The sequence below is a fragment of the Pseudomonas sp. AC083 genome, assembly GCF_979253165.1.
On sequence record NZ_CEEDDH010000002.1, the window covers coordinates 587,292 to 612,635 of the forward strand.

A 25,344-nucleotide genomic window follows, 5' to 3' on the forward strand; every position below is an offset into this window, starting at 1 on the left:
TGGAACAGTGAAGTTGAGGTTGCTGACCCACCGCGTTCGCGAGCAGGCTCGCTCCCACAGGGATCATCTTCTCTTCTCGATCAAAGTCAGACGGGGCCATGCTAGCGACGGATCTGGGGCAAAGAAAAATCGTTTATTTCTGACTGACAGTTCGGCAAAAACGAAGTGTCAGCGGAAAAACTCTCCCGGCGTTTCGCCGAACTGCTGACGAAACGCGGCAATGAACGCCGAGGTCGAGTCGTATCCGCAGGCCAGCGCAACATCCGTCACACGCTCACCTTTCTCAAGCGGCGTCAGTGCCCCGAGCAGGCGCAGGCGTTGACGCCAGGCGCGGAAGGTCAGGCCGGTGTCGCGCAAAAACAGGCGGGTCAGAGTCTTTTCGGTGACACCGAATTTTTCGCTCCAGTGGCTCAGGGTGGTCTGCTGTTCCGGGTGTTGCTCCAGGCTCTGGTAGATCTGCTTCAGGCGCGGGTCTTGCGGCAGCGGCAGCATCAAGTCGATGGTCGGCGCGTCGGCCAATTGATCAAGGATCACCTGGGCCAAGCGTCCGTCAGGGCCGCTTTCGTCGTATTCCACTGGCACCTGACTGAAGGCGCGAATCAACTCCCTGAGCAAATCGCTGACGCCGAGCACATGGCAATGTTCAGCCGCCCAACCGGTGACGCTGCTATCGATGTACAGGCTGCGCATTTCCGTATGCGGTGCGCTGAACACCCGGTGCGGCACGCCCGCCGGAATCCACACCGCACGCTCCGGCGGCGCGACGAATCGGCCGGCGCTGGTCTGCACTTCGAGCACACCCTGAATCGCGTAGGACAACTGCACCCACGGATGACTGTGGCGGCGGGTGAGGGCGCGATTGGGCAGCGATTCGGTGCGTCCATACACCGGGCGCGGCAGGCTGGGCAGCCCGGGAACACTGCGGCGAACGCTTTTGCTATGTCCTTTAGGCGGCATCTTGCGGCTCTTCGGCGTTAGTCGGTAATTGCCAGTCACGTTAGAGTCGTCGGTACGCACTGGCAACCCCCGGATGAATCTCATGACGCGCCCACGTTTTCTGCCCGATAACTTCACGCTGACCTTGATCGGCGTCGTCCTGCTGGCCAGCTTCCTGCCGGCCAGCGGCCAGGTCGCGGTCGGCTTCGGCTGGCTGACCAACATCGCCATCGCCCTGCTGTTTTTCCTGCACGGCGCCAAGCTGTCGCGCGAATCGATCATCGCCGGCGCCGGCCACTGGCGTCTGCATCTGCTGGTGTTCGGCCTGACCTTCGTACTGTTCCCGATCCTCGGCCTGGCGCTGAAACCGCTGTTGTCACCACTGATCGGTGATCAGCTGTACATGGGCATGCTCTACCTCTGCGCGTTGCCCGCCACCGTGCAGTCGGCGATCGCGTTCACTTCGCTGGCGCGAGGCAATATTCCGGCGGCGATCTGCAGTGCGGCGGCGTCCAGCCTGTTCGGGATTTTCCTTACACCGCTGCTGGTGACGCTGCTGCTCAACGTGCACGGGGACGGCGGTTCGACCCTCGATGCGATCGTCAAAATCAGTGTGCAATTGCTCCTGCCATTCATTGCCGGGCAGATCGCCCGCCGCTGGATCGGCGCGTGGGTCGGGCGCAACAAGAACTGGCTGAAATTCGTTGATCAGGGCTCGATTCTGCTGGTGGTGTACGGCGCATTCAGCGAAGCCGTAAACGAAGGCATCTGGCAGCAGATTCCGTTGTTCGAATTGCTCGGCCTGGTGGTGGTCTGCTGCATTCTGCTGGCGCTGGTTTTACTGGCCTCGACCTTTTTGGGCAAAGCCTTCGGCTTCAATCAGGAAGACCGCATCACCATCCTGTTCTGCGGTTCGAAAAAGAGCCTGGCCACCGGCGTGCCGATGGCGCAGGTACTGTTTGCCGGCAGCACCATCGGCGTGCTGATTCTGCCGCTGATGTTGTTCCATCAGATTCAGCTGATGGTCTGCGCGGTATTGGCTCAGCGGTACGCGAAACGGCCGGAGTCGGTGCCGGATCTGATGGCGCAGGTTGACCCGTAAAAACGCTTCACAGCCCCGAGTACTTGACCGCCGCTGCTGCCCGCGTAGGAACGTCCAGCGTGCGCAGCAACGAAGACACATGGATGCGCACCGTGAACGGTGAAATATCCAGTTCACGGGCGATTTCCTTGTTGGTCTTGCCTTGCGCGATCAACCGCAGCACGTCCTGCTGACGCGGGGTCAGCGTCGTCGCGGTTTCCAGCGGCAAGAGGCCGGACGGCGCCGACTTCACCAACACCTCGCCTTCACGGATCGCCAGAATCGCCTGGCCGATTTCATCCGGCGCAATGTTCTTGCCGATAAAACCGTCAATGCCCGCCGCCATGACTTCACTGATCAGCGCTTGATCGTCGACCATCGACACCACAATCAGCGTGGTGCGTGGCAACTGTCGGCGCAAGTCGGCGAGTTGAGTGATGCAGGTCAGTCCGGGAAAGCGCAGATCGAGCATCAGCGTGTCGGGCTCGTTGCCCTCTGACAGTAGCTTGAGCACAGCGTCGAAGTCGCCGGCCTCGCAGGTATCCGCATCGGGCAGCAAGCGCTGCACGGTGCGCAGCATTGCCTCGCGAAACAGTGGGTGATCGTCGGCTATGATGATCCGGCACGTCATGATGCGACCCTCCCTGGGTCAGGCGTGATTCAAGGCCTGCACCTTAACACTGGACGCGAAGGTTGCCTGTAGGCTGCTTCCGAAACTGCAATCGCTGCACAAGGACGTTTCCCATGAAGTTCGAGAAAAACACCGAACTCGACCAAGCCAATCTGCGCATCATCATCGCCGCCATCGCGGTGGTTTACATGGTCGTACTGGTCTTTTTGCCGGGCCATCGCTTCGAGACCTACCTGCCGGTCATCACCTACATCAGCCTGTTCCTGCTGGCGTCGATCGTATTTCGCCAGGCCATTGCGCGTTGGCCGGGGCATTATCCAGCCCGGCGGATTTTTGCCATGGCCCACGATTACACCGGCACCTGTTTCGGGCTGGTGATCGGCGGCGAAGCGGCGTTGCCACTGTACGCGGTGATGGTCTGGGTCAATCTCGGCAATGGTATGCGCTACGGCTCGCGCTACTTGGCGATTGCCACCGGGCTGGCGCTGGTGGCGCTGCTGGTGGTCTATCGTCTGACCCCGTATTGGCAGGCGCAGCCGTTCATGGTGTTGATGCTGCTGATCACCAGCACGGTGATTCCGTTCTATGCACACTTGCTGTTGGAGCGCACACGCAAGGCGTCGGAAGAAGCGGTGGCGGCGAATCTGGAGAAATCGCGGTTTCTGGCGCAGGCCAGTCACGACTTGCGTCAGCCAATTCACTCCATCGGACTGTTTACCGCGTGCCTGCGGGAGTCGCGCTTGGGTGATGAGGAGCGGCGGTTGGTCGACAACATCGACCGCTCACTGCTCAACGTCTCGCAGTTGTTCCGCTCGATCCTCGACCTGTACACCCTCGATAACGGCCGGGTCGAAGCAAAAATGCAGACGCTGAACCTCGGAGAATGGCTCGCGGAACTGGTCCGCCAACACCAGGAGGCAGCCCGTTGGGCGGGTGTCGAGCTGCGGCTGCGACCGCGCAACCACTGGGTCAGAACCGACCCGGCGCTGCTGGCGACGATGGTGCAGAACGTGCTCTCCAATTGCTTCAAATACGGCGCGCAGCGGCCCGTGCTGATCGGCGTGCGTAAACGTGAGGCAGGGGTGGCCATCGTCATCTACGACTGCGGCAACGGCATTGCCGAAGAGCATTTGCACAAGGTCTTCGAGGAGTTTTATCGCGTGCGGCAAGTGCGCGACAAAGACGTCGAAGGCGTGGGGCTGGGCCTGTCGATCATCAAGCGTCTTGGTGAACTGATCGATGTGCACGTTGCTCTGCGTTCACAGTTGGGGCGCGGCACAGCTGTGACGCTTGCGGGGTTGCCGATCGTGGCGGCGCCGCAGTCACCGGTGGTTCGCAGTGAAGCGCGGCAGGTGGGTTTGTTGACCGGGCTGAAGGTGTGTCTGGTCGAGGATGACCGCAACGTGCTGCTGGCGACTTCGGCGTTGCTTGAACGCTGGGGCTGCGTGGTGCAGGGCGAGTGGTCGGCTGAAGATCTGGTCACCGACTGCGACATCATCGTCGCCGACTATGACCTCGGCACCCATGCCACGGGTATCGAATGCATTGATGAAGTGCGCAGGCGGCGCGGTTGGGCGGTGCCGGCAATGATCATCACCGGGCACGACGTCGAGAAGATTCAGGCTGCCTTGCACGATCGACAGATTGCGATTCTGTCGAAGCCTGTGCGGCCGGCCGAGTTACGCGCGACGTTGCGCACCCTGCGTGATCGACAAGGCGAAGCGGTTGAACAGATGCTGTAAAAGCCGATGTAAACGGGCGGCTCAGGAGCTCGCCCGTTATTTCGAGGCGATTATTGTGGGCTGTTGAACTGGTCGGAATAGCTGCCGGTCATCAGCGCCGATGCCACGCGATCAGAACCGACTCCGACCCGGGAGTAGGCCACTCGGTTGACGCCGGTGCGGTCGGCCCCATCCGCTGCCAATGCTCCGGCACCGACACGATCAGCTCCATCGGCAGCCACCGCGCCAGCACCGACACGATCAGCGCCATCTGCAGCCACCGCACCGGCACCGACACGATCAGCGCCATCGGCAGCCACAGCGCCTGCACCGACGCGATCAGCACCATCGGCAGCCACCGCGCCGGCACCGACGCGATCAGCACCATCGGCAGCCACCGCGCCGGCACCGACGCGATCAGCGCCATCGGCAGCCACCGCGCCGGCACCGACACGATCAGCGCCATCGGCAGCCACCGCGCCGGCACCGACACGATCAGCACCATCGGCAGCCACTGCCCCAGCACCAACACGATCACCCCCATCCGAAGCCAACGCCTGCGGTTCCGCCGCCAAGACATTCGGCACCACAGCGCTGGCCGCTACCGCAAGAAGCACGCCTGACAACAACTTGTATTTCATGGTTTTCTCCACGACCCAGCAGCCAGAATGCGATGAGATGTCGTCCGTTGCGTATGCCCGGCGCAGTTACTCATTGGCTTGGGTTTTACCTGGTTGGCGAAAGGCACGGGCACACCGAGCGGCGTGCGGGTGTCGAGATAATCCTGATCGAGCCGATTGAGTATAGGATCGGCCTCGGGAACTGCCACGGCGGGGAGATCGACGGACAAAAAAAGACGAAGCCCGCATTGCGCGGGCTTCTTGGTGTGGAGCTGTTTACATTCTTGCCAGTGCCTGAGCCAGATCGGCACGCAAGTCTTCAACGTCCTCAACCCCAACTGACAACCGCACTGATCAGAGCCTTCAGCCACGACGTAGTTGAGCAATTCGCCAATCAACCACAGGCGTTCGACTCACTGGCTCGGCTCAAGCTAATTGGTGAGCGCAGGCCGAAGGCCGGAAACGTTTGGGATTGAAGCCCGAAAGGGTGAAACGGGCCGGCTGTTTGGCCTGGCTCAACGCGCACCGCGAAAGTCCGGCCCGCAGGGAACGTCAGATGGCAGGATCGGCAGTAAGCCATCACTGATCGCATGCGACCATTGCAACGATGGCCTCAGCGACTTGAAGCACGAAGCTTGACACCTGTTTCCGGTCCCGCTGGCCGCTGAGATTAAACGCCTTCAATCCGGTGAGTGACCTTCCATTTTTCGGCAAAAGCTTTGCCTTGCTCGATTTGTTCGGGTGTCATTTTTTTAGAATATTCTTCTAATCTTTCCCGATTATACTCTTTATCAGACTCATCATTATCTAAGCCTGCTAAAAGCAACGTAAGGCCATAAGCCTTCACCATATCAAATGGAAAGCCATAGTAATTTGGATTACTTGCATACTCTCGAGCAAGCAAACCGACGCCGTTGCTGTCACCCGCCTTCGCAGACTCCTCTAGCCAATACCGGGAAATTGATAGGTCTCCGTTATCTTCATAAATGGAGGCTGCATAGGCAATCATTGCTTTTGGATAGCCATTTTCAGCCGCTCGCTTATACCACTTGTTGATTTCCTTGCGGCGCTGCCCAAACCACCAAAAAAATCCATCACCAGCTGAATAACTCTCGGCAAGCTGATATTGTGCGAATGAGTACCCTCCCTCTGCTGATTTAATCAGCATATTAAAGTCAGAATTGCCTACGTATAACAAATAGGCAGCTTCCATGTCACCGGAAGCAATTTTTTCTCGCGCAATCTTCTCAAATTCTGATTTCCACTCGCGCTGAGTTTTATCTCCCTTCGGGCAGTTCTCAACGATCGTGCATAATTTATCTCCATCATCAAGAGCCAGACGAAGTAGGGAGTTAAAATTTCCTTGATTAGCAGAATGTACTAGCCATTCGCGAGTATCTTCCACCCTGTGGTTTTTTGCATAACGAAGCTCATCCTGTAGATGAAACCACTCTCCTACAACATCCGACTTAGCTACCCAATCATTTAGTTCGCCTAGTTGTTGCAAATCATTTGAAGCAAATTTCTCCATTAAAGTTTTTCTGTACTCTTGATCCCATTCACCTCGGCTTTTTTCCCCTTTGGGACAAAATGAAGCAATAACACACAGCTTGACGTTGTGAGATAACTGATATAGGGAGAATAAATTGCCTTGATTGGCAGAGGCCACGAACCACTTTACAGATTCTTTCGAGTCTAGCGCTTTACTAAGTTCCATTTGGCGAAGTTGTTGCGCCAAATAAAATTGTGCTTCTGCATCGCCAGCCTCGGCGGCAATGCGCAATTCACGCTCTGCATTTTTCTCTTGTTTATATAGTGAAATGCCGCGTTCCTTGGCTGCCTGCTGCTCCTGTGAAAACACTGCCGATGCGGTGACTGAGTTAAATAAAAAAAGTAAACTTAAAATCGATTTAATTAGATTTTTATAATGATTCATTTTCTTCCCTGTGTAATTAACAAGCGAGCGCCGTATTCCATATGCTGTATGACACCAAGCTGCGAAATGAGGTGGGCGAATGTTGCGACACTTGTGTTGTCGAGTTTGCGCAGCAGCACGGAGCTCTTCATTCGGCAGACTTGATGCCATTTTCAAGAAGACTTGTATGACAATAAAAACGAAAGATCGAAAGGCCACGGGGGGGGGGCCGTGTGGCGAGGGTATTTATCCCCGTTGGGCTGCGATGCAGCCCCCTTCAAAGAGTCACATTTTAGCCAAAGCCTGCGTCAAATCTTCCCGCAAATCCTCAACATCCTCAACCCCCACCGACAACCGCACCAGCCCATCGCCAATCCCCAGTTTTGCGCGGGTTTCCGGCGGAATCGTCGCGTGGGTCATGATCGCCGGATGTTCGATCAGGCTCTCCACGCCACCCAGACTTTCCGCCAGTGCAAAGATCTGCACGTTCTCGAGAAAGCGCCGTGCGCCGGCCAGATCGCTGTTCAGATCAACAGAAATCATCCCGCCAAAACCGCGCATTTGCCGCTTGGCCAGTTCGTGCTGCGGGTGCGACTCAAGGCCCGGATAGTAGACGCGTTTGACCTGCGGTTGCTTTTCGAGCCACTGCGCCAGGTCCAGGGCGTTGCTGCAGTGACGTTCCATGCGCAGCGCCAAAGTCTTCACCCCGCGCAAGGTGAGGAATGCATCGAACGGCCCGGAAATTGCGCCGACGGCGTTTTGCAGGAAGCCGAGTTTTTCCGCCAGTTCGGCGTTCTGCCCGACCACGGCAATGCCGCCGATCACGTCGGAGTGGCCGTTGAGGTATTTGGTGGTCGAGTGCAGGACGATGTCGAAACCCAACTCCAGTGGGCGCTGGATGTAGGGGCTGGCGAAGGTGTTGTCGGCCACGCAGATGATCCCGCGCGCGCGGCAGATGCGCGCGATCGCGGCCAGATCCGACAGGCTCAGCAGCGGGTTGGTCGGGGTTTCGACCATGACCATGCGCGTGTCGTCCTGTAGCGACGCTTCGAACGCCGACAGGTCGGTCAGGTCGACGAAGCTGAAACGGTGCCCGGCACTGCGCTGGCGGACCTTGTCGAACAGGCGGAATGTGCCGCCGTACAAGTCATTGCCGGAGACGATGTGTGAGCCGGCGTCGAGCAGTTCCAATACCGTGGAAATCGCCGCCAGCCCTGAGGCGAAAGCGAATGCGCGGGTGCCGCCTTCGAGGTCGGCGACGCAGCGCTCCAGGGCGAAGCGCGTCGGGTTGTGCGAGCGGCCGTAGTCGAACCCCTTGTGCACGCCGGGGCTGTCTTGCAGGTAGGTGGAGTTGGCGTAGATCGGCGGCATCAGCGCGCCGGTGGTCGGGTCCGGCTCTTGCCCGGCGTGGATCACCCGGGTGGCGAAGCCTTGGGATTTATCGTCGTGCTGATTCATGCAAGGGATCTCCGTAATTGGTTGAGCATGTCGGTGCGGGTAATCAGGCCATGGAAGCCGGAACCGTCAGCGATGATCGCGACGAGGCCACGGCTGAGCACCGCTTCCAGCTCGGCCAGGCTCGCAGCCGGGGCGAGGGTTTGCAGTTTGTCGGTCATCACACTCGACACCGACTGGCTGAAACGTGCGGCGTCTTCGTGGACGCCGAGGAGGATGTCGGACTCGTCGATCACTCCCACTAGTTGTTTGCCTTCGACCAGCACCGGCAGTTGCGAAACGTCCGCCAGACGCATGCGCTGGAAGGCCGTGAGCAGGGTGTCGTCCGGGCCGACGCTGATCACCCGGCCGTCCTCGAAACGCCGTGCGATCAAATCGCGCAGATCGCCGTAGCCCTTGCGCTGCAACAGGCCCTGATCGGTCATCCACTGGTCGTTGTAGACCTTCGACAGGTAGCGCGTGCCGGTGTCGCAGACGAAACTGACCACGCGTTTCGGCTCGGTCTGCTCGCGGCAATAACGCAGCGCGGCAGCGAACAGGGTGCCGGTCGATGAGCCGCCGAGAATGCCCTCGGCCTTGAGCAACTGGCGGGCATGATCGAAGCTTTCCGCGTCGCTGATCGAGTAGGCGTGGCGCACGCTGGACAGGTCAGTGATCGACGGAATGAAGTCTTCGCCGATACCCTCGACGGCCCACGAACCGGGCGTCGGCAAGGTGCCGTCGCGGCTGTATTGCGCCATCACCGAGCCGACCGGATCGGCGAGGACCATTTCCAGATTCGGCTGCACGCGCTTGAAGAAGCGACTCAATCCGGTCAACGTGCCGGCCGATCCGACGCCGACGACAATGGCATCCAGATCATGTTCGGTCTGCGCCCAGATTTCCGGTGCGGTGCTGCATTCATGGGCCAGCGGGTTGGCGGGATTGTTGAATTGGTCGGCGAAAAACGCGCCGGGAATGTCCTTGGCCAAACGCGCGGCGACGTCCTGGTAATACTCGGGATGGCCCTTGCCGACATCGGAGCGGGTGATGTGCACTTCGGCGCCCATGGCCTTCAAGTGCAGGACTTTCTCGGTGGACATTTTGTCCGGCACCACCAGCACCACACGATAGCCTTTGGCGCGGCCGACCAGCGCCAGACCCAGACCGGTATTGCCGGCAGTGGCCTCGACAATCGTGCCGCCCGGTTGCAGGCGACCGTCACGCTCAGCGGCGTCGATCATCGCCAGACCGATACGGTCCTTGATCGAGCCGCCGGGGTTCTGTGATTCGAGTTTGAGAAACAGCGTGCACGGTCCGGTATCGAAGCGGGTGACCTGAACCAGCGGAGTATTGCCTATCAGCCCAAGCACGGCAGGGCGTGATTCCTTCGACATTTCTTCACCTCTTTATGGTGTTGATCGCGTTCCAATCGCGGGAAAAGACTCGCGTGCAACTTAGGCGCAGACATCCTCTCTCGCAACCTTTAATCCTTGGAAAATCCAGCCATTTGGATCTAACGATAGAACGAAAACTGGCATGTTGCCCTGAGGTGTCTGATCGTTCCCACGCTCCGCGTGGGACTGCAGCCGGGGACGCTCTGCGTCCCTACGGTCTGAAGATCGCAGCCTTCGGCAGCTCCTGCAGGGGGCTTCTGTGCATGAGTAGAACTTGTGATGATCTGGAATTTATTGAGTTTGTTTCATCAAGCACGGTTCCCGACAATACCGCCATCGAATAAGCATCTGGAGTTGTTTGTCATGGCACTGGCCCATTCCCTTGGATTTCCGCGCATCGGTCGCGACCGCGAACTGAAGAAAGCGCAAGAGGCGTTCTGGAAAGGAGAACTGAACGAGGCGGGCCTGCGTGACGTCGGGCGTGAGCTGCGCAAGGTCCATTGGGACTTGCAGAAAAACGCCGGCATCGACTTGCTGCCGGTCGGCGATTTCGCCTGGTACGACCAGGTGCTGAGCCACTCGCTGATGTTCGGCGTGATCCCCGAGCGTTTCCGTCCGCACGACGGCAAAGCCACGCTGCAGACCCTGTTCAGCATGGCCCGAGGCGTCAGCGATACTTGCTGCGGCGAAGGCCACGCTCAGGAAATGACCAAGTGGTTCGACACCAACTATCACTACCTCGTACCGGAATTCAGTGTCGACCAGCACTTCCACCTGGGTTGGGAGCAGCTGTTTGAAGAAACCGAAGAGGCCCGCGCGCTGGGGCACAACGTCAAACCGGTGATCCTCGGCCCGCTGACCTATCTGTGGCTGGGTAAAACCAAAGGCGCCGACTTCGACAAGCTCGATTTGCTTGACCGCCTGCTGCCGCTGTACGGCCAGATCTTCGCGCGGCTGGCGGCGTTGGGTGTGGAGTGGGTGCAGATCGACGAGCCGATTCTGGTGCTCGATTTGCCGCAGGACTGGAAGAATGCCTTCGAGCGCGCCTACAACCAGATCCAGCGCGATCCGCTGAAAAAACTGCTCGCCACGTACTTCGGTGGTCTGGAAGAAAACCTCGGTCTTGCGGCGAACCTGCCGGTCGACGGCCTGCACATCGATCTGGTGCGCGCGCCGGATCAGTACCCGACCATTCTGGATCGTCTGCCGGCCTATAAAGTGCTGTCGCTGGGTGTGGTCAACGGTCGGAACGTCTGGCGCTGCGATCTGCAAAACGCGCTGGCGACGCTGCGTCATGCCCATGAGCGTCTGGGTGATCGCTTGTGGGTGGCGCCGTCCTGTTCATTGCTGCACAGCCCGGTTGATCTGGGCCGGGAAGACCAGCTCGATGCCGAACTGAAAAGCTGGCTGGCGTTTGCCGTGCAGAAGTGCGAAGAGGTCGCCGTGCTCGCCCAAGCGGTCAGCGAGCCGGAAGCGCCGCAGGTGCTGCGCGCACTGGCGCAAAGTCGTTCGGTACAAACCAGCCGCGCCGCCTCGCCGCGCATTCACAAACCTGAGGTGCAAACGCGGGTCGCGGCGATCACTGCCAGGGATGCGCAACGCCAATCGCCGTTTGCTCAGCGTATTGCCAAACAGCGCGGCAAGCTCGGCCTGCCGTTATTCCCGACCACCACCATTGGCTCGTTTCCGCAAACGGCGGCGATCCGTCTGGCGCGTCAGGCTTACAAGCAAGGCAAGCTCAGCGCGGCCGATTACACCGATGCGATGCACACGGAGATTCGCCACGCGGTGGAAATTCAAGAACGCCTCGGCCTGGATGTGCTGGTGCACGGTGAGGCAGAGCGCAACGACATGGTCGAATACTTCGCCGAACAGCTCGACGGCTATGCCTTCACCCGCTTTGGCTGGGTGCAGAGCTACGGTTCGCGCTGCGTCAAGCCAGCGGTGATCTTCGGTGACCTGAGCCGCCCGCAAGCGATGACGGTCGAGTGGATCTGCTACGCCCAGGGCCTCACCGACAAGGTCATGAAAGGCATGCTGACCGGCCCGGTGACCATGCTGATGTGGTCCTTCGCCCGCGAAGACGTCAGCCGCGAGGTACAGGCTCGACAGCTGGCGCTGGCCATTCGTGACGAAGTGAATGATCTGGAAGCGGCAGGAATCAAAATCGTGCAGATCGACGAAGCGGCGTTCCGTGAAGGCTTGCCGTTACGCCGGGCGCAGTGGCCGGCGTATCTGGAATGGGCAAGCGCAGCGTTCCGCCTGTGCGCCTCCGGCGTGCGCGACGAAACCCAGATCCACACGCACATGTGCTACAGCGAATTCAACGATGTGATCGAGTCGATCGCGGCGATGGACGCCGATGTCATCACCATCGAAACCTCACGGTCGGACATGGAACTGCTCGAAGCGTTTGAAGCGTTCGCCTACCCGAATGACATCGGCCCGGGCGTCTACGATATTCACTCGCCACGGATTCCCGATGTGTCGGAAATGGTTGGCTTGCTGCGCAAGGCGGCGCAGCGTATTCCGGTTGAGCGGCTGTGGGTCAATCCGGATTGCGGGCTGAAAACCCGAGGCTGGCCAGAGACCGAAGCGGCGCTGGTGCACATGGTCAGCGCCGCGCGGCAACTGCGCAAAGAGTGGGCCTGACCCATTACCGCCCTGGAATACATAACCCTGTGGGAGCGAGCCTGCTCGCGAAAGCGGTGTGTCAGTCGACACCATGTTGGATGACCTGACGCTTTCGCGAGCAAGCTCGCTCCCACAGAATTCGCGTTCCCCCTGTCATTCACGGCAACACACAAATCCTTTGTGGGAGCGAGCCTGCTCGCGAAAGCGGTGTGTCAGCTACACATGCATCAGGCAAGGAAACGCAATATCGGTGCACCATCGAACGGGTCCGTCAGATAGTGCGCCCTGACGCCGAAAGTCGTCTGTAACCGCTCCGGCGTCAGCACGTGCAGCGGCTCGCCCAATGCCACCAGACGCCCGCGCTCCAACACCGCCAGGCGATCGCACTTGAGCGCCTGATTGAGATCGTGCAGGGCGATCAACGTCGTCACCGGCAGTGCGCGCACCACTTGCAGAATGCTCAACTGATGCTGGATATCGAGGTGGTTGGCCGGCTCGTCGAGCAGCAGGATCTGCGGGCGCTGGGCCAGTGCGCGGGCGATGTGCACGCGCTGGCGTTCGCCACCGGAGAGGCTGCGCCAGAGGCGGTTGCGCAGGTGCACGGCGTCGACGTCGACCAGCGCTTGCTCGACGATGGCGTCATCGGCCGGCGACCACGGTTGCAGCGCCGACAACCACGGCGTGCGCCCCAGCGCCACCGCGTCGAACACGCGAATGCCATCGTCGGTATCGGCCTGTTGCTCAACCACCGCGAGCGTCTGCGCGATGCTGCGCCGCGACATTTTGCCCAGCGCCTGACCGCCGAGCTGCACATGGCCCGCGCTCGGTTCGCGCAGGCCGGCGAGCAGTTTCAGCAGCGTGGATTTCCCCGAACCGTTCGGCCCGACAATGCCCAGGGTCTCGCCGCGCTGAACATCGAGACTGACACCATTGAGCAACTCGGCACCGCGCACTTTGAAGCCCACACCCGCACAACTTAAAACCGTGTTCATCGCGCCGATCTCCGGCCCACCAGAATCAGCGCGAACACCGGTGCGCCGACCAGCGCAGTGATCACGCCGACCGGGATCACCTGACCCTTGATCAGGGTGCGCGACAGCACATCGGCGGCAATCAGAAACACCGCACCGCCCAGCGCACTGGCGGGCAACAGACGCGCATGCCCCGTGCCGAGCAACAACCGCGCGGCATGGGGAATCACCAGACCGACAAAGCCGATCGAGCCGACAATCGACACCATCACCGCCGTCACCAGCGCGGCGCAGCCGATCAGCAGGATCTGCACTCGGCGCACGGCAATGCCGAGGGAGGCTGCCGAGTCCGCGCCAAAGGTGAACGCATCCAGCGCCCGGCGGTGCCACAGACAAACGACCAGCCCGAGCAAGGCCACTGGGACCGCCAGCCACACCGACGGCCAGCGCACGCCGCCGAGATTGCCGAGCAGCCAGAACATGATCCCGCGCGCTTGTTCGGAGCTGGCGGAGCGGGTGATCAGAAAAGCGGTGAGGGCGTTGAACAGTTGCGAGCCGGCAATCCCGGCCAGAATGATCTGCCCGGTGCCGCTGGCCGAGCCGCTGACCCGCGCCAACAGGATCACCAGTACGAACGCCGTCACCGCGCCGGCAAAGGCACCGACCGACAATGAAATCGCCCCGGCGCCGACGCCAAGCAGGGCGACCATCACCGCGCCAGTCGAGGCGCCAGCAGAAATACCCAGCAGATACGGATCGGCCAGCGGATTGCGCAGCAGCGACTGCAGGATTACGCCACAGGTCGCCAGACCGGCGCCGCAGGCCGCCGCGACCAGCGCGCGGGTCAGGCGATAGTTCCAGACGATGCCTTCGTCGATCGGGTCGAGCACATAACCGGCGCCCCACAGCTTGTTGGCCAGCACCTGCAACACTACGCTCGGCTCGATCGAAGTCTCGCCAATGGCCACGCCGCCAATCAGCGCGACCGACAGCGTCAACAGCACCAGCAGCAAACGGATCAGGCGTCTGCTCATGGCGACAGGTCGTAGCCGTTGATGGCGCTGGCCAGTTGTGCGAGGCCGTCGAAGGTGCGCAGGCTGGCCTGCATGGCCATGGCGTCAAGGATGATGATGCGGTTGTGCTTGACCGCGTCCATGTTGCGCGTCACCGGATCACTGCGCAGGAAGGCGAGTTTTTTCTGATAGTCGTCCGCCGGGAAACGTCGACGATCCATGCGCGCGATCACCAGAAATGTCGGGTTGGCCTTGGCGATGGTTTCCCAGCCGACGGTCGGCCATTCTTCATCCGACTCGACCACGTTGCGCACGCCGAGGGTGCTGAGCATGAAATCGGGAACGCCTTTGTGCCCGGCCACGAAAGGCTCGATGTCCATCTCGGCGCTGGAGAACCACACCAGGGCGCTGACGTCTTTGCGCTGCTGCTTTTTCGCCGTGGCGATCGACTGCGCGAGGCTGGCTTTGAGCTGGTCATTGAGCTGCTCGCCACGCGCCTGCACATCGAAAATCGCTGCGAGCTGGCTCACGGCTTTGTAGATGCTGTCGATGCGAAACGGCGCCAGCCGCGTGCCGTCCGAGCCGACGAGGTTGTCCTTGGCTTCGCAGTCGGAGGGCAGCAGATAGGTAGGAATCTTCAGTTCATGAAACTGCTCGCGGGTGCCGACCGCGCCTTGCGGGCCGACCATCCATTCCAGCTCGACGGCTACCAGTTCCGGGCGTTTGGCGATCACCGCTTCGAAACTCGGCTCGTTGTCGGCGAGGCGCTCGATCCTGTCGTTCTGCGCTTTGTATGTGCCCAGCACGTCGTTGAACCACAACGAGGTGCCGACGACTTTGTCGCCCAGGCCCAAGGCATAAAGCATTTCCGTACCGGCCTGGCCGATGGTCACCGTGCGCGCGGGCGCGTGCTGAAAGGTCAGGCTGCTGCCGCAGTTCTCCACGGTCAGCGGATACGCAGTCGGCGTCGCTTGCGCCAGGGCGCAAAGGCTCAAAGCGGTGAGCAGGGTGGCAACGCGGGGCAGCAGCATGGGGCAGTCTCCAGGAGAACCGTACGGGAGCAGGCGGGTACGGTTGGAAACACACCTCGGGCGCGGTCGTGGAAACTGCGCAAGGCCGGCACAGGGAAAATGCGCACGGCACGATGTCCTTCCCGGACACCCCGCCGGTTAGTCAGTCACTGTGCCGGCAGGTCTCCTGACTGATGCGTCATCGCCACGCTCCGGCCTTCCCGGGATTCACCCAGTGGCAGTCGAGGAGCAGGCTCGGCACCTACAGTTGCGGGGGCAGTTCCGATTGATGCTGTGCAAGCATTTCGGATTCCCTATTAATTCCGTGTGGAAACCGGCGGCGGCATGGTAGTCGATTTGCGCGGTGGAGGGGGAGGCGAATCTGCCACAGCGTCGATTTTGTCGTCGCCATTGCAATCGGCCGTATGCACTGATTAATATACGATCCATATACATTTCGTATCGGATACAAATATGGGCATCGTAAAAATTTCAGAGGACATGCACGAGAACCTGCGCATCTCCAGCAACGCCCTCAGCCGCTCGATCAACGCGCAGGCCGAGCACTGGATGCGCATCGGCATGCTCGCCGAGCTGCATCCCAACCTCGACCACAGCGCCATTTGCCGCCTGCTGATCCGCGCCGAACAGAACGGCGGACTGGATCTGCAACAACTGACTCAGGAAGCCGTCAGCGCATGAGAAACCAGATCAAGATCAACACGCCGGCCGACATCGAAAAATCCCGCGCCGCCGGCAAACTCGCCGCTGAAGTGCTGGCAATGCTGGTGCCGCATGTGAAGGCCGGGGTGACCACCGATGAGCTGGACCGGTTGTGCAACGATTACATCGTCAATGTGCAGAAAGCCGTGCCGGCCAACGTCGGTTATCACGGCTTTCCGAAAACCGTCTGCGCGTCGGTCAACGACGTGGTGTGTCACGGGATTCCATCGGGCACGCCATTGAAGGATGGCGACATCGTCAATCTCGACATCGCCGTGATCAAGGATGGCTGGTTCGGTGATACCAGCCGCATGTATGTGGTGGGCGAGGCGACTCCTGAAGCGCAGCACCTGATCAAGACCACTTACGACGCGATGTGCGCGGGCATTCGCGCAGTGAAACCGGGCGCAACGCTGGGCGATATCGGTCATGCGATCCAGAGCCTGGCGGAGGCGGAGGGCTTCAGCGTGGTGCGCGAGTACTGCGGCCATGGCATCGGCAAGGTCTATCACGACGAACCGCAAATCCTGCATTACGGCTTTCCCAATCAAGGGCTGAAGCTCAAGGCCGGGATGATTTTCACCGTGGAACCGATGCTCAATGCCGGCAAACGCCATGTGAAGAACATGCCAGACGGCTGGACCGTGCTGACCAAGGATGGCTCCTTGTCGGCGCAGTGGGAGCATATGGTCGCGGTGACGGAAAACGGGTTTGAAGTGCTGACGGCGTGGCCGGATCAGATTGAAGGGTATTCCCCGATCAATTGAACAATCCCGAACCTGTGGGAGCGAGCCTGCTCGCGAAAAGGTTGTGTCAGTCACCATTAATGTTGAGTGACACAGCGCATTCGCGAGCAGGCTCGCTCCCACAGGGGGATTTCAGTGGATTGGAAATCTAGTGAGCACCGGCAGCCTTGTTCAAATCGCTCTCGGTCCATTCGGTGTAAACACAAGCATCCGCCGTCGCCCAGCGCACCCGGACCGGATCGCCGGCCTTGAGCGGCATGCCTGCCGCCGACAGCGCTTTCACCGTCATCGACGTCCCGCCCGCAGTGACCACGCTGCACGTCTGGCTCTCACCGAGAAACAGCACCTCCACAACATTCGCCGATACCTCATTCCAACCCGCCGCCAGCGGCTCATCCAGCGCCTGCTGCGTGCTCAGCGCCAAGGCCTTTTCCGGACGCACCATCAGCAGCACATCCTGATCAGTGTGCAACCCGGACGTCAGCCGAATCGACAACAACTGCCCCTCGAAACTCGCTGCCGCATTGCCTTGCGCCTTGAGCTTGAGGAAGTTCGAATTGCCCAGAAACGACGCGACAAAGGCATTCGGCGGATTCTGGTAAAGGTCGTAACCACTGCCCAGACCAACGATTTTGCCGTGGCTGAAAATCGCGATGCGTTGCGACAGCCGCATGGCTTCTTCCTGGTCGTGGGTCACGTAAACGATGGTGATACCCAGGCGCCGGTGCAGCTGGCGCAGTTCATCCTGCAAGTCCTCGCGCAGCTTCTTGTCCAGCGCGCCCAGCGGTTCGTCCATCAGCAGGATGCGTGGCTCGTAAACCAGTGCCCTGGCGATGGCGACACGTTGTTGCTGACCGCCGGACAGTTGCGAAGGGCGGCGATGGGCGAACTGTTCGAGCTGCACCAGCTTCAACATCGCATCGACGCGTTTTTCACGCTCGGCGGCAGCCAGTTTACGGATCGCCAAAGGGAAGGCGATGTTGTCGCGCACCGACAGATGCGGGAACAGCGAATAGCGCTGGAAGACCATGCCGATGTCGCGCTTGTGCGGCGGCACGTTGACCAGCGACTGGCCGTTGACGAGGATCTCGCCGCTGCTCGGTGTTTCGAACCCGGCGAGCATCGACAGCGTCGTACTCTTGCCCGAGCCGCTGGAGCCGAGAAAGGTCAGGAATTCGCCGTCCTTGATGTCCAGCGAGATGTTATCGACGGCAGCAAAATCGCCGTAGTGCTTGTTCAGGTTGCGCAGGCTGACCAGGGGTTTGTCGCTCTGCTGGGATGCGTCTTTGATCACGGCACTCATGTCGTACTCCTGGGCGCTCAGGCGCTGATTTCGTTGCGCCGGCGCAGCGCGGCGGCGATCACCATGACCAATACCGACAGGCCGATCAGCAGCGTCGAAGCGACGGCGATCACCGGGGTCAGGTCTTGGCGCAGGGTGGTCCACATTTTCACGGGAAGGGTTTGCAGAGTCGGGCTTGCCATCATCACGCTGAGCACCACTTCGTCCCATGAAACGAGGAAGGCGAAGAGGGCGCCGGCGACCATCCCCGGGCGGATCGCCGGGAATGTCACCTTGAACACCGCTTGCAAGCGCGAGGCACCGCAGATCACCGCCGCGTCTTCAATCGACTGATCGAACAGCTTCAGCGAGTTGATGATCGAGATGATGGTGAACGGCAGCGCGACGATCACATGGCTGACGACGAAGGCGAACATGGTCCCGGTATAGCCGAGCTTGAGAAACAGCGCGTACACCGCCACGGCGATGATCACCAGCGGCACGATCATCGGCAGGGTGAACAGGCCGTAGAGCATCTCGCGGCCGGGAAAGCGCCCTCGCACCAGCGCAAACGCGGTCGGCAAACCGAGGGCCACGGCGCAGATCGTGGTCAGCACGGCAACCTTGAGGCTGGCGGCAGCGGCGTTCATCCAGTCGGGGTTGGAGAAAAACTGGCCGTACCATTTCAGCGTCCAGCCCGGTGGCGGGAACACCAGCCACTGCGAGGAGCCGAACGACAGCAGCACGATGAACACGATCGGCAACAGCAGGAACAGACCGATCAGCCCAGTCGTGGCGTAGAGGCCGAAACGCATGCGCCGGCTCATGGCATTGGGGGTCAGGAGCATGTCGGCTTACCTCGCGTTACTGGCGCCAACCGGGGATTCCGGTTGAAGCTTCAGGTAGAAGTAGAACAGCACCAGGGTGATTGCGATCAGCAACGCGGCGCCGGCACTGGCCAGGCCCCAGTTGAGGAACGATTGCACCTGCTGAATGATGAACTCCGGCAGCATCATGTTCTGTGCCCCGCCCAGCAAAGCGGGGGTGACGTAGTAACCGAGCGACATCACGAACACCATCAAACCGCCGGACGCCAGGCCCGGCCGGCACAGCGGCAGGAACACCCGGAAGAAGTTGGTCCACGGACTGGCGCCGCAGATCGAGCCGGCCTGCAGGATCATCGGGTCGATGGCCTGCATGGTTGCCTGCAACGGCAGCACGATGAACGGGATCATGATGTAGCTCATGCCGATCACCACGCCCGTGAGGTTGTGCACCATCTCCAGCGGTTGATCGATGATGCCCATCGCCATCAGCGCCTTGTTGATTACCCCCGAGGCTTGCAGCAACACCAGCCACGAATAGGTGCGGGCGAGCAGGCTGGTCCACATCGACAGCAACACGATATTGAGGATCCAGCGCCCCCAACCGCGCGGCACCAGGGTGATCGCCCAGGCCAGCGGAAAGCCCAGCAGCAGGCTGAACAGCGTCACCAGCCCGGCCACCGAAAAGGTGTTGAGCAGCACCCGCGCATAGGCCGAGTTGGCGAACAGTTGTTCGTAGTTGCCGAGACCCGGCACAGGTTCGAGCACGCCGCGCAACAGCAGGCCAATCAACGGCGCCAGAAAGAACAGGCCGAGGAACAGCAGCGCCGGAGCGAGGTTGCCGGCGCCGCGCCAGCGTTGCTTGAAAGCCGAACCGGCAGCGCCGGCGGCGCTCCCGGTGGCAGTGGAAGGACGAGGCGCAGTGGCCGCGATTTTCATTTGACCAGCCATTCGTTCCACCGTGTCGCGATAGCCGGACCGTTCTTGGCCCAGTAAGCGAAATCAAGGGTGATCTGATCCTTGGCGTAAGCCGTCGGCAGGTTGGGGGCCAGCGTCGAATCCAGACGCTCCACACTGTCGAGGTTGACCGGCGCGTAGGCGGTCAGGTTGGAGAAGTCGGCCTGGCCTTTGGCGCTGCTGGCATTGGCGAGGAACTTCATCGCCGCATCTTTGTTTTTCGAGCCTTTGGGGATGACCAGAATGTCGGCCATGACCAGGTTCTGCTTCCAACTCACGCCGACCGGTGCGCCGTCTTCCTGCAAGGCGTGCACACGGCCATTCCAGAACTGGCCCATGCTCGCTTCGCCGGACGCCAGCAGTTGCTGCGACTGCGCGCCGCCGCCCCACCAGACGATGTCTTTCTTGATGGTGTCGAGTTTCTTGAAGGCGCGATCCAGATCCAGCGGGTAGAGCTTGTCAGCCGCAACGCCGTCGGCCAGCAGCGCCAGTTCGAGCACGCCGGGGCTTGGCCATTTGTACAGGGCGCGTTTGCCGGGGTAGGTCTTGGTGTCGAACAGCGCGCTCCAGTCCTGCGGCTTGTTGGCGCCGAGCTTGCCTTCGTTGTAGCCGAGGACAAAGGAGAAGAAGAACGAACCGACGCCGTGATCGCTGACAAAGCGCGGGTCGATCCTGTCGCGCTGGATCACTTTGAAATCGAGGGGTTCGAGCAGGCCTTCGGCAGCGGCGCGCAGAGCGAAGTCGGCTTCGACATCGACTACGTCCCACTGCACGTTGCCGCTCTCGACCATGGCTTTGAGTTTGCCGTAGTCGGTGGGGCCGTCCTGGACGACGGTGATGCCGCTGGCCTTGCTGAACGGATCGGCCCAGGCCTGTTTCTGCGCATCCTGGGTGCTACCGCCCCAGCTGACAAAATTCACGCTTTCGGCAGCCATTGCAGCCTGGCCGGTAACGCTGAGCAGTCCCGCGAAAAAGATCGCGGTTGCAGCTTTGTTCAACACCATGTTCACGCCCTCATTGTTGTGTTTTTGAGCGGGCCTTGCGTTGTTGCCCGCCTGTCGGGAGCAGTAGCTGGACGGTTTTTTGGTTCGTCCGGTCTATGGAATATCATATTATGGTATTCCAAACTTTGTGCAAGCACTTTGCCTTACCGGTTATCTGGCGGATCTGTTTTTCCGGCCTTCATCCAAATGTGTAGCGAATGAAACTGTGGCGAGGGGATTTATCCCCGTTGGGCTGCGGAGCAGCCCTGAAAGCGGGACATGCGATATTTCTGGCGGATCGCGTTGGCAGGAATCGGGGCCGCTTCGCAGCCCGACGGGGATAAATCCCCTCGCCACAGGGGATTATCGATAGCAGGCTTATTCAGTGAACGGAATGCTCTCAACCACCTCAAGGTCATACCCGGTCAACCCCGCATACTTCAGCGGCGGGCCAAGGTGGCGCAGCTTGCCCACCCCGAGGTTCTGCAGAATCTGCGCCCCGGTGCCGACCTCGGAATAGATCCGCGACTGCGAGCGGCTGAACTGCCGTGGCGGCTGAGTCAACTGCGGCACGCGTTCGAGCAACGCCTGCGACGACTCATGATTGGCCAGCACCACCACAACCCCATGACCTTCTGCCGCGACCCGTTGCAGCGCCGCCCACAGCGTCCAGTTCGTTGGCCCGCTGTACTCGGCGCCGACCAGATCGCGTAGCGGATCGATCACGTGCACGCGCACCAGTGTCGGCTCTTCACGACGCAAGTCGCCCATGACCATCGCCATGTGCACGCCGCCTTCGATGCGATCCTCGAAAGTGATCAAACGGAACGTGCCGTGCACCGTCGGCAGTTCACGTTCACCGATGCGTTCGATGGTGTGCTCGGTGCTCAGGCGATAGTGGATCAGGTCGGCGATAGTGCCGATCTTGATTCCGTGCTTGCGCGCGAACTGCTCAAGATCCGGGCGGCGCGCCATGGTGCCGTCGTCGTTCATGACTTCAACGATCACCGAGGCCGGGGTGAAACCGGCCAGACGCGCCAGATCACAACCCGCCTCGGTATGCCCGGCGCGGGTCAGCACGCCACCTTCCTTGGCGCGCAGCGGGAAGATGTGGCCGGGCTGCACCAGGTCTTCGGCGCGGGCATTCGGCGCGACAGCGGCGGCAACGGTGCAGGCCCGGTCTGCAGCGGAAATGCCGGTGGTCACGCCAACCGCCGCTTCGATCGACACGGTAAATGCAGTGCTGAACACACTGCCATTGGCGGGTACCATTTGCTCCAGGCCCAAGCGCTGACAATGTTCGTCGGTCAGGGTCAGGCAGATCAGCCCGCGTGCCTCGCGGGCCATGAAGCTGATAGCCTCCGGTGTGCAACGATCAGCGGCCAGCAGCAGGTCGCCTTCGTTCTCGCGGTCTTCGTCATCGACCAGCAGGACCATTTTGCCGAGGCGATAATCTTCGATGATTTCTTCGATGCTGTTGAAGGCCATGCTGGACTCTCAGGGTTCGTTGGAAATATATTGGTATACCATAATACAAAATCAACAAAGAGGTCACTATGAAGGCGTACTGGATTGCACACGTGGATATAGACGATGCCGAGCATTACAGCCAATACACCCAGCGCACACCGCAGGCGATTGCCGCATTCGGCGGCAAGTTTCTCGCCAGAGGCGGGCGCAGCGAAGCGATGGAAGGGCGGCAGACGCCACAGCGCACGGTGATCATCGAGTTTGAAAGCTACGAAACAGCCGTGGCGTGCTACCGCTCGGCGGCGTATCAGGAGGCGAAAAGTTATCGCGAAGAATGGGCGAGGGCGGAGATCATCATCGTTGAAGGCATCAACCCAATTTAAGCCACACTGATGATCGTTCCCACGCTCCGCGTGGGAATGCAGCCCGGGACGCTCTGCGTCCCATCCAGAGCCGAACGCGGAGCGTCCGTAGAGGCATTCCCACGCGGAGCGTGGGAACGATCAGGGGGAAGGTGATTTTTAGCGCATGAAATGGATCTTGCCGCTGTCATCATTGCCCATGTAAATCCCGTAAACGCCGGCCTGGCGCTCTTCGATATAGCGCTCGAGGATCTGCCGGATCGCCGGGTAGTAGATCTGCTCCCACGGAATCTCTTCCGGGGCGAAGAACTTGTAATCCATGGTCTCCGGCCCGTACTGCCCGGTGATCTCCAGGGCGATGGCGCGGAAGATGATGTACACCTCGCTGATCTTCGGCACGCTGAAAATCGAGTACGGCGAGACGATTTCCGCGCGCACGCCGCTTTCTTCCCAGACTTCGCGCAGCGCCGCCTGCTCGGTGGTTTCGCCGGTTTCCATGAAACCGGCCGGCAGCGTCCAGGTGCCCGGGCGTGGTGGGATCGCCCGTTGGCACAGGAGGTATTTGCCGTCCTGCTCAATGATGCAGCCGGCAATGATCTTCGGATTGACGTAGTGGATATAGCCGCAGCCGCGGCACATCAGGCGCTCGTGCGTATCGCCCGGCGGCGTCTGCTGACCGAGGTCAGGGCCACCGCATTTCGGGCAAAAGCTCGGGCTGAACATGTCATTGACCTATGCGGGGTTCTTTCAGCGCGATCGGCAGGGTGATCGCCGGGGTGCCTTTGACGGCGACGCCGGTTTCTTCCTGTTTGCGCTTGAGGTAATCGAGGGCCACGGCAGCCGCCGCGCGGACGTGATCTACGCACGCCTGATGCGCCGCCAGCGGATCGCCGCTCTTGATCGCCTCGACCATTTTTTCCATCTCGTGATTACTCGCGCCGCGTCGGTTTTCCTGGGAGACCGAGGTCGCGCGCAGATAGCTGATGCGTGCCTGCAACTGACGCAATTGGGTGGCGGCGACATGGTTGCCCGAGCCTTCGAGCAGCACGTCGTAGAAGCCCTGCACCGAGTCGATCACCTGTTGCAGCTCGCCATCCTTCAACGCTTTGCGGTTGTCATCGAGGGCTTTTTCCAGGGCTTTGATGTCCTTGGCTTTGGCGCGCAGGGTGAACAGCTGCACGATCAGGCCTTCGAGCACACAACGCAGTTCGTAGATATCGACGGCGTCGTCGAGGGTGATGATGGCTACGCGCGGGCCTTTGGCATCGGCGAATTCGACGAGACCTTCGGATTCAAGATGACGCAAGGCTTCGCGCACCGAAGTGCGGCTGACGCCGAGACGATCGCAGAGGTCGCGTTCGACCAGGCGATCACCTGGCATGAGCTGGAAATTCATGATCGCGCTACGCAGTTTGTCCAGCACGATTTCGCGCAGGGTAACGGGGTTGCGATTGACCTTGAAGCTGTCGTCGAGTGGCTGGCGTTTCATGGGGTCCGCTCTTGAGCTTGGCTGTCCATGCCAGACGGGCATCAAAACAGCCGAGGGTTAACTGGAGGCCTCGGCGTCGGCTTCGGCAAAGGCTTCACGGGCCAGCCGGAAACTGTCCACGGCCGCCGGAACGCCGCAATAAATGCCGACCTGAAGCAGAATTTCGCGTATTTGCTCACGACTCAGGCCGTTACGCAAGGCGCCACGCACATGCAGCTTGAGTTCATGCGGGCGGTTGAGCGCCGAGATCATCGCCAGGTTGATCATGCTGCGCTCCTTGAGCGACAAACCCTCACGCCCCCAGACATGGCCCCAGCAGTATTCAGTGACCATTTCCTGCAGCGGACGGGTGAAGTCGTCGGCGTTCTCGATCGAGCGCTGAACATAGGCTTCGCCCAATACCTGGGTGCGGATTTGCAGGCCTTTTTCATACTTTTCGTTACTCATCATTCCTCCTCACAACACAGATCCCCTTGTTGGAATGAACCCTGTGGTGAGGGGATTTATCCCCGACGGGGTGCGAAGCACCCCCAATACCTGCAACGGCGATTTGCCAGATATTCCGCGCGCAATGGTTTTACGACTGCTTCGCAGCCGGTCGGGGATAAATCCCCTCACCACAATGGGTCGTCCCACAGTGGGATTTGTGTGGATCCGTCAGGTCAAGGCAGGCAACGCACCCAACTTGCCCTTGTGATAAATCATCGGCGTCACCGGTTGCTCGGGCAGGATCAGGTTCTTCACTGCGCCGACAATGATCGCGTGATCGCCGCCGTCGTATTCACGCCACAACTCGCACTCGATGATCGCCGTGGCCTTGGCCAGAATCGGGTTGCCCAGATCGCTCAGGTGCCACTCGATGCCCTTGGCCTTTTCCTTGCCCTTGCCGGCGAACGCGTAGGCTTCGGCGGTCTGCTCGGCGGAGAGCAAATGGATGGCGAATTTCTTGCTGTCGCGCAGCACCGGGTAGGTGTCGGACGCATAGTTGGGGCAGAACAGCACCAACGCCGGGTCGATCGACAGCGCACTGAACGCGCTGGCGGTGATGCCGACGATGCCGCCGTCCGGGTCGAGGGTGGTGACCACCGTAACGCCGGACGGGAACGAGCTCATGACGTCTTTGTATATGCCGGGTTCGATCATTT

The 25,344-nt window shown here is 60.5% G+C and carries 24 protein-coding genes, 1 pseudogene and 1 riboswitch; of the genes and pseudogenes, 6 read left to right on the forward strand and 19 right to left on the reverse strand.

The window, feature by feature from the left end:
* Positions 1-168 precede the first annotated feature (168 nt).
* Positions 169-957, reverse strand: a complete 789-nt coding sequence (locus AC0IXA_RS05865) for an AraC family transcriptional regulator (protein WP_071172719.1) — start codon at positions 955-957, stop codon at positions 169-171.
* Between the two features lie 82 nt (positions 958-1,039).
* On the opposite strand from AC0IXA_RS05865, the gene AC0IXA_RS05870 reads away from it, so the two are divergent.
* Positions 1,040-2,038 carry a bile acid:sodium symporter family protein gene (locus AC0IXA_RS05870; protein ID WP_471812152.1) on the forward strand — a complete coding sequence of 333 codons (999 nt, stop codon included), beginning with the start codon at positions 1,040-1,042 and terminating at the stop codon, positions 2,036-2,038.
* A gap of 7 nt (positions 2,039-2,045) precedes the next feature.
* On the opposite strand, the gene AC0IXA_RS05875 is transcribed toward AC0IXA_RS05870, so the two are convergent.
* Entirely contained in the window at positions 2,046-2,648 is a 603-nt protein-coding gene (locus AC0IXA_RS05875; RefSeq protein WP_471812154.1) for a LuxR C-terminal-related transcriptional regulator, read from the reverse strand.
* Positions 2,649-2,761: 113 nt separating this feature from the next.
* Between AC0IXA_RS05875 and AC0IXA_RS05880 the strand changes: the two genes are divergently transcribed.
* On the forward strand, positions 2,762-4,390 hold the full coding sequence (locus AC0IXA_RS05880) for an ATP-binding response regulator (RefSeq protein WP_471812156.1): 1,629 nt from the start codon (positions 2,762-2,764) through the stop codon (positions 4,388-4,390).
* Between the two features lie 91 nt (positions 4,391-4,481).
* Here the strand turns inward: AC0IXA_RS05880 and AC0IXA_RS05885 are convergent, their stop codons facing one another.
* The 5 genes from AC0IXA_RS05885 to AC0IXA_RS05905 form a co-directional block, all read right to left on the reverse strand.
* A complete protein-coding gene (locus AC0IXA_RS05885; RefSeq protein WP_471812158.1) occupies positions 4,482-4,913 on the reverse strand; it encodes a hypothetical protein in 432 nt (143 codons plus the stop codon).
* Positions 4,914-5,006: 93 nt separating this feature from the next.
* Entirely contained in the window at positions 5,007-5,375 is a 369-nt protein-coding gene (locus AC0IXA_RS05890) for a hypothetical protein (protein WP_471812160.1), read from the reverse strand.
* Between the two features lie 284 nt (positions 5,376-5,659).
* Positions 5,660-6,925, reverse strand: a complete 1,266-nt coding sequence (locus AC0IXA_RS05895) for a tetratricopeptide repeat protein (RefSeq protein WP_471812162.1) — start codon at positions 6,923-6,925, stop codon at positions 5,660-5,662.
* Positions 6,926-7,189: 264 nt separating this feature from the next.
* Positions 7,190-8,362 (reverse strand): cystathionine gamma-synthase, encoded by a 1,173-nt coding sequence (locus AC0IXA_RS05900; RefSeq protein WP_471812164.1) that lies wholly within the window; start codon positions 8,360-8,362, stop codon positions 7,190-7,192.
* Positions 8,359-9,735 carry a pyridoxal-phosphate dependent enzyme gene (locus tag AC0IXA_RS05905; RefSeq protein ID WP_341637282.1) on the reverse strand — a complete coding sequence of 459 codons (1,377 nt, stop codon included), beginning with the start codon at positions 9,733-9,735 and terminating at the stop codon, positions 8,359-8,361. Before AC0IXA_RS05905 ends, AC0IXA_RS05900 begins: the two co-directional genes overlap by 4 nt.
* A gap of 363 nt (positions 9,736-10,098) precedes the next feature.
* Between AC0IXA_RS05905 and metE the strand changes: the two genes are divergently transcribed.
* A complete protein-coding gene (metE, locus tag AC0IXA_RS05910) occupies positions 10,099-12,387 on the forward strand; it encodes a 5-methyltetrahydropteroyltriglutamate--homocysteine S-methyltransferase (RefSeq protein WP_471812166.1) in 2,289 nt (762 codons plus the stop codon).
* A gap of 209 nt (positions 12,388-12,596) precedes the next feature.
* On the opposite strand, the pseudogene AC0IXA_RS05915 reads toward metE, so the two are convergent.
* The 3 genes and pseudogenes from AC0IXA_RS05915 to AC0IXA_RS05925 form a co-directional block, all read right to left on the reverse strand.
* Positions 12,597-13,265 (reverse strand): annotated as a pseudogene (locus tag AC0IXA_RS05915) (ABC transporter ATP-binding protein); the annotation flags it as partial.
* A gap of 92 nt (positions 13,266-13,357) precedes the next feature.
* Positions 13,358-14,374 (reverse strand): FecCD family ABC transporter permease, encoded by a 1,017-nt coding sequence (locus tag AC0IXA_RS05920; protein WP_437180886.1) that lies wholly within the window; start codon positions 14,372-14,374, stop codon positions 13,358-13,360.
* A complete protein-coding gene (locus tag AC0IXA_RS05925) occupies positions 14,371-15,384 on the reverse strand; it encodes an ABC transporter substrate-binding protein (protein WP_024013196.1) in 1,014 nt (337 codons plus the stop codon). The genes AC0IXA_RS05920 and AC0IXA_RS05925 overlap by 4 nt, the downstream gene beginning before the upstream one ends.
* 139 nt (positions 15,385-15,523) lie before the next feature.
* A riboswitch (cobalamin riboswitch) is annotated at positions 15,524-15,717 on the reverse strand.
* A gap of 120 nt (positions 15,718-15,837) precedes the next feature.
* On the opposite strand from AC0IXA_RS05925, the gene AC0IXA_RS05930 reads away from it, so the two are divergent.
* Both AC0IXA_RS05930 and map read left to right on the forward strand, forming a co-directional pair.
* The gene (locus AC0IXA_RS05930) at positions 15,838-16,065 is read left to right on the forward strand and encodes a ParD-like family protein (RefSeq protein ID WP_007918027.1); all 228 of its coding nucleotides are present in this window, start codon (positions 15,838-15,840) and stop codon (positions 16,063-16,065) included.
* Positions 16,062-16,853: a type I methionyl aminopeptidase gene (gene map / locus AC0IXA_RS05935; RefSeq protein WP_341637285.1), complete on the forward strand. Its 792-nt coding sequence runs from the start codon at positions 16,062-16,064 to the stop codon at positions 16,851-16,853. The genes AC0IXA_RS05930 and map overlap by 4 nt, the downstream gene beginning before the upstream one ends.
* A 127-nt stretch (positions 16,854-16,980) precedes the next feature.
* On the opposite strand, the gene AC0IXA_RS05940 is transcribed toward map, so the two are convergent.
* The 5 genes from AC0IXA_RS05940 to ribBA all read right to left on the reverse strand — a co-directional run bounded on the left by AC0IXA_RS05940 (position 16,981) and on the right by ribBA (position 22,366).
* Positions 16,981-18,135 (reverse strand): ABC transporter ATP-binding protein, encoded by a 1,155-nt coding sequence (locus tag AC0IXA_RS05940; RefSeq protein ID WP_282386921.1) that lies wholly within the window; start codon positions 18,133-18,135, stop codon positions 16,981-16,983.
* A 17-nt stretch (positions 18,136-18,152) separates the two neighbouring features.
* Positions 18,153-18,962: an ABC transporter permease gene (locus AC0IXA_RS05945; RefSeq protein WP_007918021.1), complete on the reverse strand. Its 810-nt coding sequence runs from the start codon at positions 18,960-18,962 to the stop codon at positions 18,153-18,155.
* A 6-nt stretch (positions 18,963-18,968) separates the two neighbouring features.
* Positions 18,969-19,877 (reverse strand): ABC transporter permease, encoded by a 909-nt coding sequence (locus AC0IXA_RS05950; protein WP_341637539.1) that lies wholly within the window; start codon positions 19,875-19,877, stop codon positions 18,969-18,971.
* The gene (locus tag AC0IXA_RS05955; protein ID WP_016775018.1) at positions 19,874-20,899 is read right to left on the reverse strand and encodes an ABC transporter substrate-binding protein; all 1,026 of its coding nucleotides are present in this window, start codon (positions 20,897-20,899) and stop codon (positions 19,874-19,876) included. Before AC0IXA_RS05955 ends, AC0IXA_RS05950 begins: the two co-directional genes overlap by 4 nt.
* Positions 20,900-21,256: 357 nt before the next feature.
* Positions 21,257-22,366, reverse strand: a complete 1,110-nt coding sequence (gene ribBA, locus AC0IXA_RS05960; protein WP_016775017.1) for a bifunctional 3,4-dihydroxy-2-butanone-4-phosphate synthase/GTP cyclohydrolase II — start codon at positions 22,364-22,366, stop codon at positions 21,257-21,259.
* A 68-nt stretch (positions 22,367-22,434) separates the two neighbouring features.
* Here ribBA and AC0IXA_RS05965 point away from each other — a divergent pair, with 68 nt between their 5' ends.
* A complete protein-coding gene (locus tag AC0IXA_RS05965) occupies positions 22,435-22,731 on the forward strand; it encodes a DUF1330 domain-containing protein (RefSeq protein WP_471812170.1) in 297 nt (98 codons plus the stop codon).
* A 138-nt stretch (positions 22,732-22,869) separates the two neighbouring features.
* Here the strand turns inward: AC0IXA_RS05965 and AC0IXA_RS05970 are convergent, their stop codons facing one another.
* The 4 genes from AC0IXA_RS05970 to AC0IXA_RS05985 all read right to left on the reverse strand — a co-directional run bounded on the left by AC0IXA_RS05970 (position 22,870) and on the right by AC0IXA_RS05985 (position 25,342).
* On the reverse strand, positions 22,870-23,433 hold the full coding sequence (locus AC0IXA_RS05970; RefSeq protein WP_471812172.1) for an NUDIX hydrolase: 564 nt from the start codon (positions 23,431-23,433) through the stop codon (positions 22,870-22,872).
* A gap of 1 nt (position 23,434) precedes the next feature.
* Positions 23,435-24,199 (reverse strand): GntR family transcriptional regulator, encoded by a 765-nt coding sequence (locus tag AC0IXA_RS05975; RefSeq protein ID WP_016775014.1) that lies wholly within the window; start codon positions 24,197-24,199, stop codon positions 23,435-23,437.
* A gap of 57 nt (positions 24,200-24,256) precedes the next feature.
* Positions 24,257-24,646, reverse strand: coding sequence for a carboxymuconolactone decarboxylase family protein (locus AC0IXA_RS05980; protein ID WP_024013190.1), 390 nt, complete (start codon positions 24,644-24,646; stop codon positions 24,257-24,259).
* 210 nt (positions 24,647-24,856) lie between these two features.
* On the reverse strand, positions 24,857-25,342 hold the full coding sequence (locus AC0IXA_RS05985) for a flavin reductase family protein (RefSeq protein ID WP_016775013.1): 486 nt from the start codon (positions 25,340-25,342) through the stop codon (positions 24,857-24,859).
* Positions 25,343-25,344 lie beyond the last annotated feature (2 nt).

What these genes read in the sequence shown, in the direction of transcription:
- AC0IXA_RS05940 (WP_282386921.1), bottom strand. Translation starts at nt 18,135, where the DNA reads ATGAGTGCCGTGATCAAAGACGCATCCCAGCAGAGCGACAAACCCCTG.
- AC0IXA_RS05945 (WP_007918021.1), bottom strand. Translation starts at nt 18,962, where the DNA reads ATGCTCCTGACCCCCAATGCCATGAGCCGGCGCATGCGTTTCGGCCTC.
- AC0IXA_RS05980 (WP_024013190.1), bottom strand. Translation starts at nt 24,646, where the DNA reads ATGAGTAACGAAAAGTATGAAAAAGGCCTGCAAATCCGCACCCAGGTA.
- AC0IXA_RS05925 (WP_024013196.1), bottom strand. Translation starts at nt 15,384, where the DNA reads ATGCTGCTGCCCCGCGTTGCCACCCTGCTCACCGCTTTGAGCCTTTGC.
- AC0IXA_RS05975 (WP_016775014.1), bottom strand. Translation starts at nt 24,199, where the DNA reads ATGAAACGCCAGCCACTCGACGACAGCTTCAAGGTCAATCGCAACCCC.
- AC0IXA_RS05880 (WP_471812156.1), top strand. Translation starts at nt 2,762, where the DNA reads ATGAAGTTCGAGAAAAACACCGAACTCGACCAAGCCAATCTGCGCATC.
- AC0IXA_RS05905 (WP_341637282.1), bottom strand. Translation starts at nt 9,735, where the DNA reads ATGTCGAAGGAATCACGCCCTGCCGTGCTTGGGCTGATAGGCAATACT.
- AC0IXA_RS05985 (WP_016775013.1), bottom strand. Translation starts at nt 25,342, where the DNA reads ATGATCGAACCCGGCATATACAAAGACGTCATGAGCTCGTTCCCGTCC.
- metE (WP_471812166.1), top strand. Translation starts at nt 10,099, where the DNA reads ATGGCACTGGCCCATTCCCTTGGATTTCCGCGCATCGGTCGCGACCGC.
- AC0IXA_RS05920 (WP_437180886.1), bottom strand. Translation starts at nt 14,374, where the DNA reads ATGAGCAGACGCCTGATCCGTTTGCTGCTGGTGCTGTTGACGCTGTCG.
- AC0IXA_RS05965 (WP_471812170.1), top strand. Translation starts at nt 22,435, where the DNA reads ATGAAGGCGTACTGGATTGCACACGTGGATATAGACGATGCCGAGCAT.
- AC0IXA_RS05950 (WP_341637539.1), bottom strand. Translation starts at nt 19,877, where the DNA reads ATGAAAATCGCGGCCACTGCGCCTCGTCCTTCCACTGCCACCGGGAGC.
- AC0IXA_RS05970 (WP_471812172.1), bottom strand. Translation starts at nt 23,433, where the DNA reads ATGTTCAGCCCGAGCTTTTGCCCGAAATGCGGTGGCCCTGACCTCGGT.
- map (WP_341637285.1), top strand. Translation starts at nt 16,062, where the DNA reads ATGAGAAACCAGATCAAGATCAACACGCCGGCCGACATCGAAAAATCC.
- ribBA (WP_016775017.1), bottom strand. Translation starts at nt 22,366, where the DNA reads ATGGCCTTCAACAGCATCGAAGAAATCATCGAAGATTATCGCCTCGGC.
- AC0IXA_RS05870 (WP_471812152.1), top strand. Translation starts at nt 1,040, where the DNA reads ATGACGCGCCCACGTTTTCTGCCCGATAACTTCACGCTGACCTTGATC.
- AC0IXA_RS05865 (WP_071172719.1), bottom strand. Translation starts at nt 957, where the DNA reads ATGCCGCCTAAAGGACATAGCAAAAGCGTTCGCCGCAGTGTTCCCGGG.
- AC0IXA_RS05875 (WP_471812154.1), bottom strand. Translation starts at nt 2,648, where the DNA reads ATGACGTGCCGGATCATCATAGCCGACGATCACCCACTGTTTCGCGAG.
- AC0IXA_RS05955 (WP_016775018.1), bottom strand. Translation starts at nt 20,899, where the DNA reads ATGGTGTTGAACAAAGCTGCAACCGCGATCTTTTTCGCGGGACTGCTC.
- AC0IXA_RS05895 (WP_471812162.1), bottom strand. Translation starts at nt 6,925, where the DNA reads ATGAATCATTATAAAAATCTAATTAAATCGATTTTAAGTTTACTTTTT.
- AC0IXA_RS05885 (WP_471812158.1), bottom strand. Translation starts at nt 4,913, where the DNA reads ATGGGGGTGATCGTGTTGGTGCTGGGGCAGTGGCTGCCGATGGTGCTG.
- AC0IXA_RS05900 (WP_471812164.1), bottom strand. Translation starts at nt 8,362, where the DNA reads ATGAATCAGCACGACGATAAATCCCAAGGCTTCGCCACCCGGGTGATC.
- AC0IXA_RS05930 (WP_007918027.1), top strand. Translation starts at nt 15,838, where the DNA reads ATGGGCATCGTAAAAATTTCAGAGGACATGCACGAGAACCTGCGCATC.